Source organism: Zobellia russellii, assembly GCF_044597075.1.
Taxonomy (GTDB): domain Bacteria; phylum Bacteroidota; class Bacteroidia; order Flavobacteriales; family Flavobacteriaceae; genus Zobellia; species Zobellia russellii.
In genome coordinates this window covers 817991-835037 of the sequence record NZ_CP139000.1, presented here as the reverse complement: position 1 = coordinate 835037, position 17047 = coordinate 817991, and the positions used below count along the sequence as shown (strand labels likewise).

Sequence of the window (17047 nt, the reverse complement as noted above, 5' to 3'; positions counted from 1 at the left end):
CTTTGCAAATATAGCAGATTTTTGTATTATTGCAACACAGTTGCATTTAATTTTAAAATGCTTTTATCATGAAAAGACGAAATACACCAACCAAGGAAGCGGTACTTTCTGTTTTAAGCTCTACCACCAAAGCCATGAGCCAAAATGCCATTGAGCAAAAAATAGACATGGACATTGACCGGGCTACCATTTACCGGGTATTGAACCGCTTTTGTGATGATGGAGTCCTGCATAAGGTGGTAGCAGATGATGGCAAGCAGTATTTTGCCCTTTGTATAAAGTGCGATGAAAAGGAGAAACCATTGCACCACTTTCATTTTAGGTGCACCCAATGCGAGACTATAGAATGTTTGCCCGTTCCCGTAAACTTTGCACTGGACCAAGGCTATGATGTGCAAAGTGTAAATTGTGTACTTACCGGGGTTTGTAACGACTGTAGTTAATGCCACTACTCCCCCTAGTTTTACTTTAGTTTCTTTTTAATCCGAACAATACCTCCGGTAATCAGAGCCGGGACTGCAGTAAGAACGGCTACCTTAACAAAAGGCAACACGTATCGCATCCAACTTTTTCCTGGTTTCTTGGGTTCTTCGCCTGTAGAGATTTGCACACCTTCCCTAAAACCTTCGGCCCAAGAACTATATTCTACAAAATAAATCAAGATAGACAGTATTATACTCAAACCCAACAGAAACATCAGCTGGCGGGACCTATTGGCAAGGATAGTGCCCACGTAGGTCAGGTGATGTACATCTGCCTTAAACTTGAGTTTACTAAAGCCCCCTACTATCCAGCGCCAGTGCAGGGCAATGTGAATTCCAAAAATAAGCATGAAGAGCGCAGCACTCACGTCATGGATTTTAGTCCAAAAATTATCTGGTTGAGGATGCATTCCAAAAAGTGGTAAAACCGACTCCGATATGGCGATTCCCGAAACCGTTAGCACAATCATAAACAGGTACAACGTCCAATTTAGAAAATAGTCAAAACGAGTCTTATTAGGCGCTTTCTTAAAAAACTTTTTTGAGTTTGTTGTTATCCAGTTCCAATTGATGATAAGGTGCAGAAAGAACGGTAAAATAATTACAAAGCTACCCCATTCGTGAATTGGAATTCCCGTGGTCTGCGGTACGAGTACCAAAATCATTAGCGCGAAGAAGAACAGATCTACGTAGATTCTAATTTTTGAAGTTTTCTTTTTCGGTGGAATTTCACTCATTTGGATATGCTTTTTTTGACAAGCAAAGATGTAATTTACACTTGCCCGAATAAAGGTAAAAGAAGGTAATGGGTGGTAAATGTGATACCCAAAGCAAGATGGCTCTGTCTTCTATGCATCAAAAGAAGTCTATTCCAGCCCTTTTTTTTCCGGGTTCCAAAAAGGTTTGGTCTTAATTTGTTTGGTGCTCCAATTAAGTTGCTTTCTAAAATACTGGTTCAGGGTTAGACAAAGTCTACTATCCCCAGCAATATAGACCATCTTTGTACCTTTTAACTTAGCCAGTAATTCTTCCAGCTTTAATTGTATTTCTTCAAATGGGTTTTGCTCCATTTCGTAGAAATTAAAAGGTGTTTTTCCGTCTACGTCCGCAAAGAGTTCGGTCATATCTTGACTGTAAATAATGCTTTCTATCTGTTTCTCTGCGGGTAAATTGCGTTTGATCATATAAAGGTGCGACAAGGCCGATAAGTCTCCGATCATGAGATAACTATCCGCTTGGTCATCCAACAGAAAATTCCCTTTTTTCCATTTAAAATGTACCGTGGTATCCGTTTGGCAGTTTTTGACCCAATTCGCCCCTATTCCACCACTATGGGTAGCGATGGCTAGGTCTATGGTCTCATTTTCGCGATTTATATCCCAAACGCTATAGCTCCTTACTTTGTCCTTTATGGACGGATCTTCTTGACCTATACCAACCCCCAAACGAACAAAATAGCCTGGTTTAAAATTTACATTCCTAATATGGGCACCTTTAATCCTAACTTTATAAACGGATTCCGATAATTGCTCTTTATAGGTAATCGTTCCTTTTTCCAGTACTTTTTTTATGAGAGTCTCAACTATTCCCATGGGGTATATTTTATGCGAATTATAATTATTTTTTAATAAACGGCCATGACTTTTGTATATCACAACCTAATGAAAAATCCAAATGATGCTCCTATGCTGCAATCAACGGATTGATTCCAATTGGACTAATGACGTACGTAATGGTTTAATGGAAATTTGTGTTTTAACTATTCCGTATAATCTACACTATCAAGTATGAAATCTACAATAGGTGCGGGATCTTCCAAGCTGTGCGGATGATGACCTACCCCCTCTTTTCGGATAAGCTTTATGGTACCTCCGGCAGCTTCAAATTTTTCTTTGAGCAATGCCGTGTTTTCCTCAAAAGGAACCACCACATCTACAGCTCCATATACGTGTAGAACAGGAATACCGGCTTCTGCCACCTTTACACCTGTATGGATGGGAATGCCTTCAAAACTTTTTACGGAAACCGAGTCCAGCCCATGGGCCGCCAAGCAACGTTCCCAATCTTTGGGACTTCCTTCTCCGCTGTACAGACCTCCTGGCCAACTTTTAATATCGCAGACCGGGGCATCGGCATAGATGGTAAAAACCTTATCCGTGTTTTGTGCCGCCCAATTGTATATGATGAGTCCGCCACGGCTCAAACCTTCCAACACCACTTTTTTGTTCAAGTTATATTCTGAAATGCAATAGGCATAAAAATCGTTCCAGAGCTGTACGGCCCGTTCATTCCCGAATAAATGCGCCACATCTACGTAAACCACATGAAACCCTTTTTCCAGAAGGGCTTTATCTACCTGTGGTTCAGCACCCCAAAAACGGGCACGCCAAATCCAGTAGCCATTAGCATTTGCTTTCTTGGGAAATACCACCTTGGCATCACGCCCCTGAAACACAAACTCTTTTACCTCATATTCCGAAAAAACCGAGTCTTTTGCAAAGGCCGTTAGCGAAACAAAAAGCGCAATCAGAACAAGAATATGGGTGGTTTTTTGTTTCATTTTTTGGTTGAGTTAATATGGGTTGAAGGTTTGTATTTGAAAATAGAGACGATGATTTTGATTGCTTTTAGTACGAGTTAGATGCTTGACTAGCTGTAATGTTGATAGAGACAATAAATTCTATTGTTTCCATCTTCTATTTATCCAGTCAGATAATATTATTGCGCGCTCATTTATACTTTTTTCATCCCAATTTTCCCATTTTTCAGCGAAATCCCTAGGAGTTTTAAACATAGACTCTTTCCTAAATCGAATTCTTTTCTTTGAATAATTATCTCTTTGGACAGTTTTATTCAACTCCCCAGATAATGGAATCAAATTGGAAAGAGTATCCTTTAACTCTGCATGTTTATCTTTTGATATTACTTTCGACCAATCATCGTTCTCTTGCCATGAGTTTGGCATAACATGCTCAATAGTAAAACTCTCTTTAGGAGTATCACCTTCAAGTGAGATGTCAAACTCCCTGAGTAAATACCCAGTTATTCGAGACTTATAAAGAGGCCTAGTCTTAACTGCATTTACTATTTCCTTATTAGATGGATACTGAACAGTTGTTCGATTTTGGATTTCAATCTTTAAAGCTTGAACTGTTGGATTAAGTTTTATCTCATGCCATACGCCTTTAAATATAGCATGTAAACCAGTCGGTTCAAAACCCAAAATTGCTCTTCGTACTAGAAAAGACTCGAGAAACTGAAGAAGATTAATTCCTTTTTTTAAATCTAGAGTTTTAGCTTCCACTTCTTGTATAACCTTAATAACAAATGGATATGTCGCGGAAGGAATTCTTATCGCATTTAAATTTTGTATTTGACGATTTAGAGCATCTGAATGGTATGAAGGATTACCTAACACTACGTCTAAATATGCTTTCTGATAAGGTTTCATATGGTTGATAATTTGCGTTGGATCTAAATCCTTCCAAATTATCCGTAACTCAGAAAACAACTCTGATTTCTTAACCGAAGAATTGTGTATAAGGGTATAGGGGAAAAAGAAACCATCTTCTCTATCTTCAAAATGTGCCTCAAATGGCCGCCATTCTGTTTCATATGTATTAAATGATTTCTCTGGATTTTGACTAATTCTTGAAAAAATTTCATTTCTTACAAGATCAACTATACCAACTTTTACTCCTCTAAAATTTAACCGTTCAAAAATCTTGGTAGCTACCACAGCATCAGTTAATTTAAGATGAACAAATGTTAAGTCTCTAGTTATAATGGTCAAAGTTTCCTGAAGGAAATCTAGAACAGGCTGAGGTTCAGACGGAGCCATTTTTTTTAACCAAAGTATTATTCTCTCATATTGTTTAGTGAGACTACCCCTAGTGTTTCCTGAAGGTAAAGGAGGTTTCGGTGGGTTATCTTTTAGCGTTTCTTTTAAGTTTTCAGGAGTATTTATCCTATCCCATATCGCCCTAAATTGACTTCTATCTTTAAATGAAGGTATTATTCTAGTGTTATATGTCAGGCCTCTTCTCTGTGGCAGCAAAAGAAATTCTTGAATTATTTCGGATGCTGCCTGCTTATCATAAAAGTGAATTCTCTCGGCAATCGCTAAAATAAATATATACAAAGTCAACAGTCGTTGCTGTCCATCTACAATATCTAAAGTTCTAAGTCTACCAACAATTGATGAATCTCTTGGTCTTTCATAAGCCACTACAGCTCCCAAAAATTGAGAATTCTCAACGGAATCTTTGATTAATTGGATATCATGAATTAAAAAATCAAATTCTTTCTGTTTCCAAACATACTCTCTCTGGAATATAGGAATATGAATTTGGTCTGCATCTCGAAATAAATCCTCAATACACTGTTCATCCTGACTGTCAGTTATCCAGTTATTCATAAGTTTTTATTGACTTACTAATTGTTATTATATAAAACTCTTTGTGAAATAAGTCATTTCAAATTAGTTGAGCTGCTTGTTACTCCACACTCGCCACTTGGCTACTTCCATCATCATAACTTACGCGGTAGATCGCATCACCAAAATCATCGGAAATCAATAAAGAGCCATCTTTTAGGAACAGTACATCAACGGGTCTACCAAATGCTTCTTGACTTTCTTCATCCAGCCAACCTTCTAAAAAGGTTTCATAAGCTACCGCCTCATTGTTTTCAAACTTTACCAAAGAAATACGGTACCCAGATTTTTTGGAACGGTTCCAAGAGCCATGTTCCGCTATAAAAGCGTACTGCTTGTACTTCTCAGGAAACATATCTCCGGTATAGAACTTTACCCCTAACGGAGCTACGTGGGCACCTAAATTCTGTACGGGCGCCACAAAATCCGAGCAAGGGCGTTGGTCTCCAAATTCAGGGTCTTTAATGGTTCCGCCATGACAAAACGGATATCCAAAATGCTGGCCGGCTTCCGTAACACGGTTCAACTCACATGGGGGAATATCATCGCCCATCATATCCCTACCGTTATCCGTAAAGTACATTTCCTTGGTTTCCGGGTGCCAGGTAAACCCAACCGTATTCCGTACACCATGCACATAGATCTCACGGTTGCTTCCGTCAGGATCCATACGGGTAATAGAGGCAAAACGTTTGTCCACTACGGTAGAATCACAAATATTACAAGGTGCTCCTACCGGTACATACAATTTATCGTCAGGACCAAAAGCAATGTATTTCCATCCATGGTGAAACGCTTCCGGATAATCATCATAAATAACTTTGCGTTCGGGAACACTGTCCAGATTAGCTTCAATATTATCGTAGCGGTACAAAGTACTTACATCTGCCACATAAAGCGATCCGTTTCTATAGGCAATTCCGTTAGGGGATTCCAAAGTGGTATCCAACTCAATTACCCTATCTGCCTTAAAATCCCTATCACGGTCCTGAATGGCATATATTTTCTTCTCGTTTCTGGTGCCTACGAACAAAGTACCGTCATCTCCCATAGCCATGGAGCGCGCGCCATCAACACTATCTGCATACACCTCAATCTTAAACCCGTCCGGCAGTTTCAGACGATCTATGGGCAATTTGGATTCCGGTTCATCATAGGTTACCATGGGCTCTTTTTCTTGGGCCTTTTGTTTTTTCTCGTTACAGGCCGTAAAACCTACAAGCGCAGCGGCAAGCAAAACTGCTTTAAGGGAATAGTTTTTCATGTGTTTGTTTTTGTGTTATTAGAGGTATTGTTTTAAGTTTTTCTTGAAGAATTTTGCACTGTCCGCTATACTGGTCATGGAGTCTTTTGCAAAATTACTTCCTTGTTCTATATAGTAATATTCTAGGGCATTCGTATCTATTTTAGAAAGCATGTCCACATAATCTATGGAGCCATTGCCCAGCTCCGTATAATCTCTAGTGAGCTTGTCCATATCTTTTATATGCCACATTACGTAACGTCCGGGCTGCTCTGCAATCCATTCTTGAGGGGTCTTTTTAGAGGAATGCATTACCCAATACATATCCATCTGCAGTTTTACCAATTGCGGATTGGTTTCTTTTAAGATGATATCATAACCGGTTTGCCCATTGTGGTCCGTAAACTCAAAATCATGGTTGTGATAGGCAAAGCTGAGTCCCGCGGAATTTACCTGCTCGGCCATCCAATTTAGTTTTTCGCTCAGCACCTTAAAATTTTCAATGGTTCTAAATTCAGGTGCCAGCCAAGGCCAAGTAATATAAGGTTTGTTCAAGATATACGCCCCTTGGATACAGGCATCCAAATAGCGCCTAAGTTCATCTTTTGGCTTATTGAAATAGGACGAAAAATCATAGTGCCCACTGGTGGTGGTAAGGTTTAAATCGTCTAAAATAAGTTTGAATTCCTTTGCCTCATAGCCATAATAACCAATGGTCTCGGGGTCAAACCCATAGATTTCCAAATCTTCATAACCCATGTCCCGGGCCTTTTTAAGACTGCCCAGTGGGTCCGCTTTCATGGCATCGCGAATAGTGAACAACTGCAATCCCATTTTATATTTTGATGAATTTCCTAAAGAAATACCGGTAACCGGAAGTAAGGTTGCAGCCGAAGCCATACTACTCTGTTTTATAAAATCTCTTCTGCGCATACTTCCTAACTGTAATTTCTAAATTGGACAAAAAAAAGGGTCTGCCTAAAAGCAAACCCTAAGATATTACAATCTTTTGGTACGAACGAAAATATCTACAATTTATGAAACCGAATCTATGGCCTCACCTATTAAAGTATCTCCTGCTAAAATCTCGAAAGTGGTATTTTTAACGGCATCATCATGCAATGCGCGAACCAAGGTTTGGGCAACATCGGCCCTACTAATAGAACCTGATTTCTCCAAACTAGAGGCCGCTTTTATCTTTCCCGTGCCCTTATCATTCGTTAATGAACCGGGGCGCACAATGGCGTACGTAAGATTACTGTCCTTTAAATAGACATCTGCATTATGTTTTGCTTTTAAATATTCCTGAAGGTCACTTGCCTGTTCCGGATTGTCCGCGCCCATAGAGCTTAGCATAACAAATTTCTTTAGATTACCGGATTTTGCCGCGTCTACCATTCTCTTGGCACCTTCTTGATCTACTTCCTTGACCTTCTTTCCGCCAGAACCGGCCGCAAAGATTACCTTATCTATATTCTTTACCGTATGCGATATATCTTCTTCCAAATCGCCCATAACCGTAGTAATGTTCTCTTTCTCAAATTGCTCCTTTTGGGATTCTTTACGAACCATGGCAATTGGAGTGAAATATTGGGATTGGTTTAAAAGTGTTACTATTTTTTTTCCTGTGGTACCATTGGCACCCGCTACTAATACATTTTCCATTTCATCATTTTTTTAGTTATTACAAAGGTAAGTAGCAAGGGTTCTGCAGCTTGATGCAGAATAATTCATTTTTAACCCAGAAGCACAACCGGCCTAGGTTTTAACCCTAAGTCTTCATTACCTTTACGCCATAATTTTTTTTGAATGGCCCACCAACATTTTAAAATGTACAAGCCCTTTGGTTATATCAGCCAAATGGATTCCAACAATAAAAAGGAAAAACGATCTAAACGTTTTATAAGCGAACTATACCCTTTTGAAGATGCGGTTATGGCCATAGGCCGATTGGATCTAAAATCCGAGGGACTCCTTCTAATGACTACCGATGGAAAACTAAGCGATACAGTTAACCGCTCCGGAATAGAAAAGGAATATTACGCCCAATTGGATGGCCTCATTACCCCCGAAGCCATTGAAAAATTACAAAAAGGAGTAGAAATAGGCATTGAAGGCAAAAAGTATTTGACCAAGCCCTGCCAAGCTAAACTGATTACCGAAGAACCGGATTTTCCGGAACCGCACCATTTGCTCCGCGTGGGTACCCATAGACCTAATTCATGGCTTTCCGTAACCTTAACGGAAGGTAAGTTTAGACAAGTACGGAAAATGACGGCCCTAGTGGGGTTTCCTACCTTGCGCTTGGTTCGGGTGCGTATAGGAGCCGTCACACTTAAAGGAATGAATCCTTCCGATGTGGTAGACTTTCCCGATTTGCCCGTTGTATTGAATTTGGAAGATTGAGTAACCTAAAAGTTACTCCGTTAATTGAGAAATAGGTAGTAGTTCTACTTTACGGAACTCTACTTCGGAACCCTCAGCCTGCAATGCAATCTGCCCTGTTTGGGCCGTAGCGTTGTAACCATGGTTGACCAAATCTCCGTTCACCCAAACTTTTATTTCATTTTTCAGGCACTCTATGGTCATACGGTTCCACTCACCTACCGGTTTTTCAGAACCATCGGTAAGGTTAAGGATTCTACGTTTTTTGCCTTCTGTAATGCCCCATTCCGCTTTGGGCCCACGGCGTTCCAGCATATCGTCTACCGTAATATCTTCAACAATACACCAAAAATCACCCGCATTTTCATGCATCATCTGCACTTCTATAGATTTAGGAAACATTTTGTAAAGTGAGCGTGGCGTAGAGGCAAACACAAGAACTCCGCAATTACCGGGTTCCCCGGCAAAACGGTATTCAACATCCAATCTAAAATCTTCGTAAGTTTTATCCGTGATGATATGGCCTGCCGGCGTGCCTAAGCTTACCAACATGCCATCTCTTACAATAAAAGGGTTTCTTGCATCCGTACTGTCCATTGCAGGCACATCTATATGCCAACCGCTCAAGTCTTTACCATTAAACAGGCTTTTTGCCGTAGGGGTACAAGACCAGAAGGTAGTAAGTACTACTAAAAAAAGAGTTAGGAACTTTTTCATAGTTATAGAAAACAAACCCCTAAGGGTTTTGCTTAATTAGGATACGTTACGACAACCAGGAAGGAGAAAAAAGTTATATTTTCTTTACTCGTACCGCGTTCATACCTTTCATCCCTTTTTCAAGTTCATAAGATACTTTATCGTTCTCATTGATTTCATCAATAAGACCGCTTACGTGAACAAAATACTTTTCTTGATTTTCGGAATCAATGATAAAACCGAACCCTTTTGAGAAGTCAAAATACGACACCTTACCGTTACGTACTGGGTCAAACTCTTCTTCATCTCCTTCTTCTTTTTTAGGAATACCCAAAACAATGTCTTCGGCATCTACCTGAACTTTCTGGGATGGATCTGGCGGGGTATCTACAAGGTTACCGTTATGGTCAACATAGGCGAAAGGGATTCCTTCTCCACCTTCTTTTGCAGCAGCTTTACGTGCGTCTTTTTTCTTCTGTTTTTCCTCTCGTCTCTTTAGACGTTTTTTCTCTTTTTCAGTCTTGTTGTAAGTTTGCTGCGATTTAGCCATTCGGTATTTTTCTTGTTTTAAAATTAGGTTGATAAGGTACGGATTTATTTTTATTTTATTCTGATTCTCATGTTAAGAAATTAGAGGATACAAACCATCCGAATTACTTCAAAAAAGTGGATTTAGTCAACTCATTAACAAATACTTGCAGATAATTTTCACACAAGAAAGAATTCTGCTTTTATGTTTCTTTTCATTTACCCAATAACAAATCATGGCTGTGGAGCGATAGCAAGAGGGAATTCCGAAAATTAAATTGCAAATTATTACCTAGGTCGGTTCTACGCCTCCTAGTTTTCGGTTTATCTATTATTTTTGTCCTTCACGAGTTAAAACATACATTAACGGCATATATTAGTATCTTTCAACAGCATTATATCCTTCTGTTTCAAGCGAATAAAACTTTATATTTTGAAAAGACCTATCAACATCCTTGTCCTAATGGTTCTATTGATAACCGGGTATGCCTGTTCTAGTGACAGCAATGAATATGAACCCTTACCCGATCAAGAAAACCCTAATCCAACTCCTGATCCAAACCCGGAACCCATAATAGAAGTTGATGCTATTCCTGCATCCGCACAGCGAACCGGCGATGCCACAATTGGCTATGAGTTTTTAATTTCAGGAAACTACATGAGCTCCGGCGTACCTTACGAAGCTTTTTTACAGGGTTTTGGAGCTGACAATAGCAATGTTTTGAACCGTAGTGGAGATAACGCCAATATTGGCTATGAATACACGGCCGTAGATGCGGCCAACGGCGTTAGGATAGTATCTCCCAATTGTATGTCTTGCCATGCCGGTTTTATAAATAATGAATTTGTGCTAGGATTAGGTAGCCATGCGGCGGATTTTACTATCAATAGGGCCGTGAATATGGATTTAGTAAGTACAGGTATTTCATTTTTGTACGGTGGAAAAGATAGTGATGAATGGGAGGCTTTTGATCAATTCAGAAAAAGTATAGAAGCAATTGGTCCCAAGACACTCACCGAAACCAGGGGAGCCAATCCCGCCGATAAGATTACCCGTGTTTTAGCAGCGTACAGAGATAAAAATACTTTGGAGTGGACAGACGAACCCAATGTTGGTGTGCCGGACGAGGTCATTCCTACGGATGTTCCGGCTTGGTGGTTGTTGAAAAAGAAAAATGCTATGTTCTACCACGCAATAGGACGTAAAGATTTTTGTAAATCATTTATTGGTTCTAGCCTGCTTACGTTGGACGACAAAGCCAAAGCGGAGGAACTAGACCCAAAAATGCCTGATGTTCTAGCTTACATTTACAGCATTGAAGCTCCCGACTATCCTTTTGAAATTGATGCTAACCTAGCCGCAGAAGGGAAACCGGTTTTTGAAGAGAATTGTGTAAAATGCCATGGTTCTTATGGCGATAACGAAACGTATCCCAACCTTTTGGTTGCCCTTTCCACAATAGGAACCGACCCTGAATTATCAAAACTTTACACGGAACCATCGGAATTAAACGATTATTTTCTGGATTGGTTCAATACGGGATGGTTCGGTACAGGCGCCAATGGATTGGAATTTAACGCTGAAGGCGGATATATTGCTCCTCCCTTAGATGGCGTTTGGGCAACCGCGCCTTACTTCCACAACGGTTCTGTAGCAACTATTGCCGAAGTTTTGAACAGCTCTGAACGTCCTAAATATTGGAGCCGAAGCTACAGCAGTACCGATTATGACAAAGAGAACCTAGGATGGAACTACACAGAAGAAACTTCTAAAGTGGACAAAGAAACCTATGATACCACCATAAAAGGCTACGGTAATGGTGGGCATACTTTTGGAGATGACCTTAGCGATACACAGCGCACCGCTTTAATTGAATATTTAAAAACCCTATAGATACTTAGCGATTAAAAATCAAAAAAGCCCTTATCCGAACGGATAAGGGCTTTTTGTTTTATTGTGTCCCGTCCTGAAATAAGTTGACATAAAATTGACTTATTTATGAAACATTCAAGTATTACGGTAACAAAGCGTACTCAACGCGATTACAATCTGGGCTTTAAACTCAGTGTTGTCCAGCAGGTCGAAAAAGGCGAGATGACCTATAAGCAGGCACAAAAGGCTTATGGTATTCAAGGCAGGAGCACGGTTTTGGTTTGGTTGAGAAAACATGGTACATTGGATTGGAGCAAACCAATACGCCGTCAAATGCCAAAATCAAAAGAAACACCTGCACAGAAGATCAAACGCTTGGAGAGAGAGCTTTCCGATGAAAGATTACGGAACAAAATTCTCAATACCATGATCGATATCGCCGATAAGCAGTATGGTACCGCTATCAGAAAAAAGCATTCACCCAATCAATCCAGCGCATCCGACAAGAACAACGATTAAGTCTATCCCGTTGTTGTCGATTGTTTGGGATAAGTAGACAGGCCGTCTACCAAGGAGAAAAACGTACCATTAAAAGAGAACAAGATTTTTTAAAGGTAAAGAACCTGGTCGAAGGTGTCCGCAAGGATATGCCCAGGCTCGGTACACGAAAATTGTATTTCCTTTTAAAGGACGAGTTCGCAATGCACAATTTAAAGATAGGAAGAGATGCCCTGTTCGGATATTTACGCTCGGAATCGATGTTGATAAGGCCAAGGAAGAATTACACCAGGACAACGAACTCCAAGCATTGGCTTAGAAAACATCCCAATCTGATGAAGGGAACCGAAGTTTGCGGACCGGAGGAGTTCTTTGTCAGTGATATTACGTACATTAAAAGCAGGGAGCGGACACATTACCTGTCCTTGGTGACCGATGCCTATAGTAGAAAAATAATGGGGTACCACCTTAGTGACGATATGAGTGCGGAGAATGTGGTAAAGGCGGTAAAAATGGCGAACGGCAATAGATCGACGAGCAAAGACCTGATCCATCATTCCGATAGGGGATTGCAGTATTGCTCGGCCATATACCAAAAAGAACTGAGAAGAAATAGCATGGCCCCATCGATGACGGATGGGTATGATTGCTACCAAAATGCCTTGGCGGAACGGATAAACGGCATATTGAAAGGTGAATTCCTAATCTATAAATGTAACAATGGAAAAGAATTGAAAAAGCTCATAGCCGAATCGATAAGAACCTATAACGGCAAAAGACCACACTTGAGCCTTAATATGAAAACACCTAACTTTATACACAAAAAAAAACCAGAGAAGCTAGCTTCTCTGGTTTGATATTTATTATTTAAAAACTGTCAACCTATTTTAGGACGACTCATTGTTCGTGTTAATCCTATTTTAAAGAAATAGTTTCAACTGTACTGTCCGGGTATATAAGTGTAGCGGTATCATCACAAGTGCCATCTCCAAAATCAACAGAAACAGCTAAACCATTTTTATCTAAATCCATAGTACCCTTTCCTATATAATCGCACGTAAATTCAGCTTCTAAATCTGAGGTAATACCAATAGTATAGGTGTCTTTGTCTGATTTTAGAATCCAATCACCATCAATAGTAAGCATGTTCTTTTCTTCACCAAAAACAAAAGCAAAAGATTTGGTTCCTTTTTCGTAAATCTTTTTATCGTCCTCAAGCGTTAACGTCATATCAACAGTTACATCAAAAACAAGAGAATCATCTTCTCCTTGGCTTATGGCAAAGGCCCTGGTTCCATCTAAACCAATTCCGCCCACCATCAAATCATTATACGTTACGGAATAGGCGTATGAATCGTTATCCGAACCATATAACACACTTAATGAACCGTTTAAGACTTCGTCATTGCCCTCTACGGAACAATTGTCAAAACTTACCGTAAAACCTGTATCGGAATATTCCGCTTCATAGCATGAAGCATCCTTGGCAGATTTACCGGACTCTCTATTACTGAATAAGTCCTGAACGATCATATCAGCCGAACTGGACATTTCATCCGTTTCAAGAACGGTCTTAATTTCGGTCTGATCAATTTTCTGATCTTGCTCGTTATCTAGAATTTCGTTGGCATCATCACTACAACTGAACGCCAAAAGACTAGTGGCTACCACTAGTGCATAAGGTCTAACATTTTTAAACAAATAGCTCATAATCAAATTTATAGGTTTTGCTCTCAGAACGGGTATTCCTGTATTTTATTATAGTTCAGGGGCATTTTAAGACCAAATACACTATTCCAAGTTCAATGAACAACAAACCTGAAATCAGTTCACTTAAAAAAACATTGTAAAATCGTATACGATAACTATATTTACGATATGGGAATGAGTATCATATTACGCGATAAAGTACGGGAACACCTTTTACGACAAATGCAAAAGGGAGATTTACAACCCGGACAAGGTATTAACCTTGCCGCCTTATCCCGTAAGTTAAACGTGAGCGTTACCCCTATTCGTGAAGCACTAACTCAGTTACAGCAGTCCCATATTGTGCGGGCCATTCCCAACCGTGGTTTTGTAATTGCCGCCGTAAATCCGGAAGAGGCCAAAAACCTATATGAGCTTGTGGCCCATTTAGAAGTTCTTGCCCTGGAGGAATCTACGTTTAACGAAAGTGCCATTAATAAACTCAAAAAACAAAGAGACGCCATTGCCAATGCGGTAGATGCACTGGAACGTGTTAATGCGTATATGGAGTTTCACCGGTTACTAACTTCCAATTACAAAAATCCCGTTTTTCAACAGATTCTAAAAGACCTCAAAACCCGTGTGTTTTTCTATGAGAGAGCTTTTATGTCCAATGATTCTTTTCATTACAACTCCAACGATCAACATGATGCCATAATCTCCGCCATTGAAGATGACAATATTCCTTCGGCAGCATTGGTTCTAAAAATGAATTTAATGCTCGTTAAAAGTTACATAGAAAAGCAACTTGTAGTTTTATAGATTCTTCAACAATATTCTTAAATCACTTCTTTTTTTAAGCCATTCTTGTGTTTTTGAATCAGTATTCTATGCGATATCACACAAATCGTTACATACCTTTATACTGTTCATTTTCAAGGGTTCAATTATCAAATCACAAAGTTTTTGTAAAATGATATCCCCTTTTAAAATACCGATTTACATTTGACTTGTAATTCGACTAAAAATCGAAAAGAAAGACAACAATTTTAAACTGAAGACGTTTTAACGATACCTTAAAAAATAGAAAACATGGGTTACTTATCTCCTCAAATAGAAGTTTTGGCCAGAAAGAAAAAACAAGAAGAAAAATCATTGATCAAGAAGGAATATTCTTGTGGTATTTTTCAAGATTATGGCAATCTAGACGAAAAAGAAAGTCTAGCAAAGCTTTAATTTTTTGTAATTACACGGGCAATCTCTAGAATAGTTTTGCCCTCTATCTCAGGCGTACCCTTTAACGGATAAATGGCGTGATTTTCTCGTGCAACAAAAGCTGTTCGTAAACCGGCCCGTTTAGCTCCCAAAATATCCCATCCGTGGGCTGCCACCATCATAGTGTTCTCTGCCGATTCACTCATCTTTGCCAGAACTGAATTATATGATGAGCCTTCAGGTTTATAACGCGCAACAACATCTACGGATATAATAGCATCAAAATAGGATGTTAAACCAGAAAACTCCAATTGCTCGTTCAAAACCTTTTCATTTCCATTAGAAAACGCTACCAACTTTATATTTGCTTCCTTTAAGAGTTTTAGACCTTCTTTTACATCACCATGCGCCGGCAATTTTTTTATATTCCCCAAAATGCTATCTACTTGAGCATCTGAAAGGTTTTTACCGAACTTTTTCATAGTCATTTGTAACGTAGCTTTTCCCACAGCACTAAAATCTTCATAATTGCCAGTTAGGGTCTCCACCAAGGAATAATGCAACAGGGTCCTGAACCATAATGAAAAAGCATGCTGAGAAGCCAAAGCCGTGTTTATAGCTTCCTCCAAGGGCTTCATGTTTAAAAGTGTCTCGTTTATGTCAAAAATAAGCAGTTTAGGTTTTGTCATTTTATATTTTAATGAACCTGCAGTTCAGTTGTTTCCTTTTTGAATATCCGTAATAAAAGTGCGGATGGTACTCGGAAGATTGGACTCATCAAACTGAGATTCATACACTCCGTTATTATCCATAAGCTTTACGGTATACGTAAAACCGTCCCGTATTTGACTATTTTTTTCTTGCTTTTCCGCAAGGGCATTCAGCATTTCTTCTTCCTTGGATTTATCCAAGTCTATTTCACCTTCAAACTGTTTGGGAATTCCCGTAAATCCGCCTTCTATGTTTATATGATATTTCATTAGACAACAATTGGGGTTAGACCTACTTGCGAAAAACTCGTACTTACTGCCTCAACAGCGGCTTCAGCAACTCTATTTTCCGACACCAGGTGCTGTGCGGTACTTACCAATGTTTCTACCATATCATTAAAATCTGCCGTACGCCAGAGTGATTTTAATGTTTCGAACCAAATTAATGCACAATCATCAATGCCAATTTCCAAACAACAGAGATAAAAAGCTTTATTGGGTATACCTGAATTGATGTGCACCCCTTGGTTATCCCCTGCTCCGTTGTAATAATTGTCCATGTGGTCCGGCTGTGTATCAAAATCATTGGCCGTACCGGGAGCTTTCATAGAACGAATGGCCACCCCGGGAAATGCCTCCGTTACCACACTATCTCCAATAAGCCAATCCGCTTCGGAAATATCCTGTTTTAGATACTTTTGCTTGATGACCGTACCAAAAACATCCGAAAAATGTTCGTTGAGCGCCCCAGGTTGACTTTGATATTCCAAGTTGGCGAAAAACTGGGTTACGCCATGTACCAACTCATGGGCTACAACATCTATGGCACTGGCAAAATCAGTGAATTCTTTACCGTCACCGTCACCATACGTCATTTCATCGCCATCCCAGTAGGCGTTATTATATGCTTCGCCATAATGCACATTAGAAATAATATCCAAACCGTTTCCATCAATGGAATTAAGACCAAAAGTCTCTCTAAAATAATCACGTACAAAACCCGAGGTCTCATAAGCCTTATTCACACTTTCATCCTCTACATCATCTTGCCCCTCTTTTCGCACCAACTCCAACCTTTGCTCGAACTGATTTTTAGAATCATAGATAAAACGCTCTCCATTACCTTCTGCTTCGTTCCGTAACAAAAGATTGTTTAGACTGCTTCGTCTGCGATCAACAATTCTAGCCGAATCGTTTAAAGCTCTTTTACAACTGGTATTACCGTGTTTTGCCAATTTTTCAAGTAAATAAGGCGGAATTATAAAGCAGTGGGTCTTTGAGCACATGGGTTTA

At 39.6% G+C, this 17047-nt stretch carries 19 protein-coding genes; 6 read left to right on the top strand and 13 right to left on the bottom strand.

From position 1 onward, the window contains the following. The first annotated feature begins 68 nt into the window (after positions 1–68). Complete coding sequence (locus SJY45_RS03460; RefSeq protein ID WP_215440328.1) at positions 69–443, top strand: Fur family transcriptional regulator; 375 nt, start codon at positions 69–71, stop codon at positions 441–443. A 20-nt stretch (positions 444–463) separates the two neighbouring features. Here SJY45_RS03460 and SJY45_RS03455 read toward each other — a convergent pair whose 3' ends face one another. The 7 genes from SJY45_RS03455 to SJY45_RS03425 all read right to left on the bottom strand — a co-directional run bounded on the left by SJY45_RS03455 (position 464) and on the right by SJY45_RS03425 (position 7825). Beyond that, positions 464–1219, bottom strand: a complete 756-nt coding sequence (locus SJY45_RS03455) for a DUF4405 domain-containing protein (RefSeq protein WP_400073274.1) — start codon at positions 1217–1219, stop codon at positions 464–466. 129 nt (positions 1220–1348) lie between these two features. Beyond that, entirely contained in the window at positions 1349–2074 is a 726-nt protein-coding gene (locus SJY45_RS03450) for a siderophore-interacting protein (RefSeq protein ID WP_400073273.1), read from the bottom strand. A 167-nt stretch (positions 2075–2241) separates the two neighbouring features. After that, positions 2242–3042 (bottom strand): alpha/beta fold hydrolase, encoded by an 801-nt coding sequence (locus tag SJY45_RS03445; RefSeq protein WP_400073272.1) that lies wholly within the window; start codon positions 3040–3042, stop codon positions 2242–2244. Positions 3043–3162: 120 nt separating this feature from the next. Beyond that, a complete protein-coding gene (locus SJY45_RS03440; RefSeq protein ID WP_400073271.1) occupies positions 3163–4899 on the bottom strand; it encodes a DUF262 domain-containing protein in 1737 nt (578 codons plus the stop codon). Between the two features lie 79 nt (positions 4900–4978). After that, positions 4979–6181 carry a PQQ-dependent sugar dehydrogenase gene (locus tag SJY45_RS03435; protein WP_400073270.1) on the bottom strand — a complete coding sequence of 401 codons (1203 nt, stop codon included), beginning with the start codon at positions 6179–6181 and terminating at the stop codon, positions 4979–4981. 18 nt (positions 6182–6199) lie between these two features. After that, complete coding sequence (locus SJY45_RS03430; protein ID WP_400073269.1) at positions 6200–7060, bottom strand: sugar phosphate isomerase/epimerase family protein; 861 nt, start codon at positions 7058–7060, stop codon at positions 6200–6202. Between the two features lie 135 nt (positions 7061–7195). Continuing rightward, on the bottom strand, positions 7196–7825 hold the full coding sequence (locus tag SJY45_RS03425; RefSeq protein WP_400073268.1) for an SDR family oxidoreductase: 630 nt from the start codon (positions 7823–7825) through the stop codon (positions 7196–7198). Between the two features lie 144 nt (positions 7826–7969). Between SJY45_RS03425 and SJY45_RS03420 the strand changes: the two genes are divergently transcribed. Then, entirely contained in the window at positions 7970–8566 is a 597-nt protein-coding gene (locus tag SJY45_RS03420) for a pseudouridine synthase (protein ID WP_400073267.1), read from the top strand. Between the two features lie 12 nt (positions 8567–8578). Here the strand turns inward: SJY45_RS03420 and SJY45_RS03415 are convergent, their stop codons facing one another. Next, the gene (locus SJY45_RS03415) at positions 8579–9262 is read right to left on the bottom strand and encodes a DUF1080 domain-containing protein (RefSeq protein ID WP_400073266.1); all 684 of its coding nucleotides are present in this window, start codon (positions 9260–9262) and stop codon (positions 8579–8581) included. Positions 9263–9335: 73 nt separating this feature from the next. After that, complete coding sequence (locus SJY45_RS03410; RefSeq protein WP_215440318.1) at positions 9336–9791, bottom strand: cold-shock protein; 456 nt, start codon at positions 9789–9791, stop codon at positions 9336–9338. A gap of 411 nt (positions 9792–10202) precedes the next feature. Here SJY45_RS03410 and SJY45_RS03405 point away from each other — a divergent pair, with 411 nt between their 5' ends. Both SJY45_RS03405 and SJY45_RS03400 read left to right on the top strand, forming a co-directional pair. Beyond that, positions 10203–11663 carry a hypothetical protein gene (locus SJY45_RS03405; RefSeq protein WP_400073265.1) on the top strand — a complete coding sequence of 487 codons (1461 nt, stop codon included), beginning with the start codon at positions 10203–10205 and terminating at the stop codon, positions 11661–11663. A 105-nt stretch (positions 11664–11768) separates the two neighbouring features. Further along, a protein-coding gene (locus SJY45_RS03400; RefSeq protein ID WP_400073264.1) for an IS3 family transposase occupies positions 11769–12997 on the top strand; the annotation gives its coding sequence in 2 pieces (ribosomal slippage) (positions 11769–12117 and positions 12117–12997; 1230 coding nt in all). Positions 12998–13055: 58 nt separating this feature from the next. Here SJY45_RS03400 and SJY45_RS03395 read toward each other — a convergent pair. Further along, complete coding sequence (locus SJY45_RS03395; protein ID WP_400073263.1) at positions 13056–13850, bottom strand: hypothetical protein; 795 nt, start codon at positions 13848–13850, stop codon at positions 13056–13058. Between the two features lie 174 nt (positions 13851–14024). Here SJY45_RS03395 and SJY45_RS03390 point away from each other — a divergent pair, with 174 nt between their 5' ends. Together SJY45_RS03390 and SJY45_RS03385 are read left to right on the top strand one after the other, a co-directional pair. Beyond that, a complete protein-coding gene (locus tag SJY45_RS03390) occupies positions 14025–14651 on the top strand; it encodes a GntR family transcriptional regulator (protein ID WP_246560609.1) in 627 nt (208 codons plus the stop codon). 270 nt (positions 14652–14921) lie between these two features. Beyond that, on the top strand, positions 14922–15065 hold the full coding sequence (locus SJY45_RS03385) for a hypothetical protein (protein ID WP_215440314.1): 144 nt from the start codon (positions 14922–14924) through the stop codon (positions 15063–15065). Here the strand turns inward: SJY45_RS03385 and SJY45_RS03380 are convergent. The 3 genes from SJY45_RS03380 to SJY45_RS03370 are packed head-to-tail and all read right to left on the bottom strand — an operon-like array spanning position 15062 to position 17040. Continuing rightward, positions 15062–15733 carry a haloacid dehalogenase type II gene (locus SJY45_RS03380; protein ID WP_400073262.1) on the bottom strand — a complete coding sequence of 224 codons (672 nt, stop codon included), beginning with the start codon at positions 15731–15733 and terminating at the stop codon, positions 15062–15064. The two genes, SJY45_RS03385 and SJY45_RS03380, sit on opposite strands and share 4 nt — an antisense overlap. Before the next feature lie 24 nt (positions 15734–15757). Then, on the bottom strand, positions 15758–16024 hold the full coding sequence (locus SJY45_RS03375) for a protealysin inhibitor emfourin (RefSeq protein ID WP_400073261.1): 267 nt from the start codon (positions 16022–16024) through the stop codon (positions 15758–15760). Continuing rightward, on the bottom strand, positions 16024–17040 hold the full coding sequence (locus tag SJY45_RS03370; protein ID WP_400073260.1) for a M4 family metallopeptidase: 1017 nt from the start codon (positions 17038–17040) through the stop codon (positions 16024–16026). The genes SJY45_RS03375 and SJY45_RS03370 overlap by 1 nt, the downstream gene beginning before the upstream one ends. Between the last annotated feature and the right edge of the window lie 7 nt (positions 17041–17047).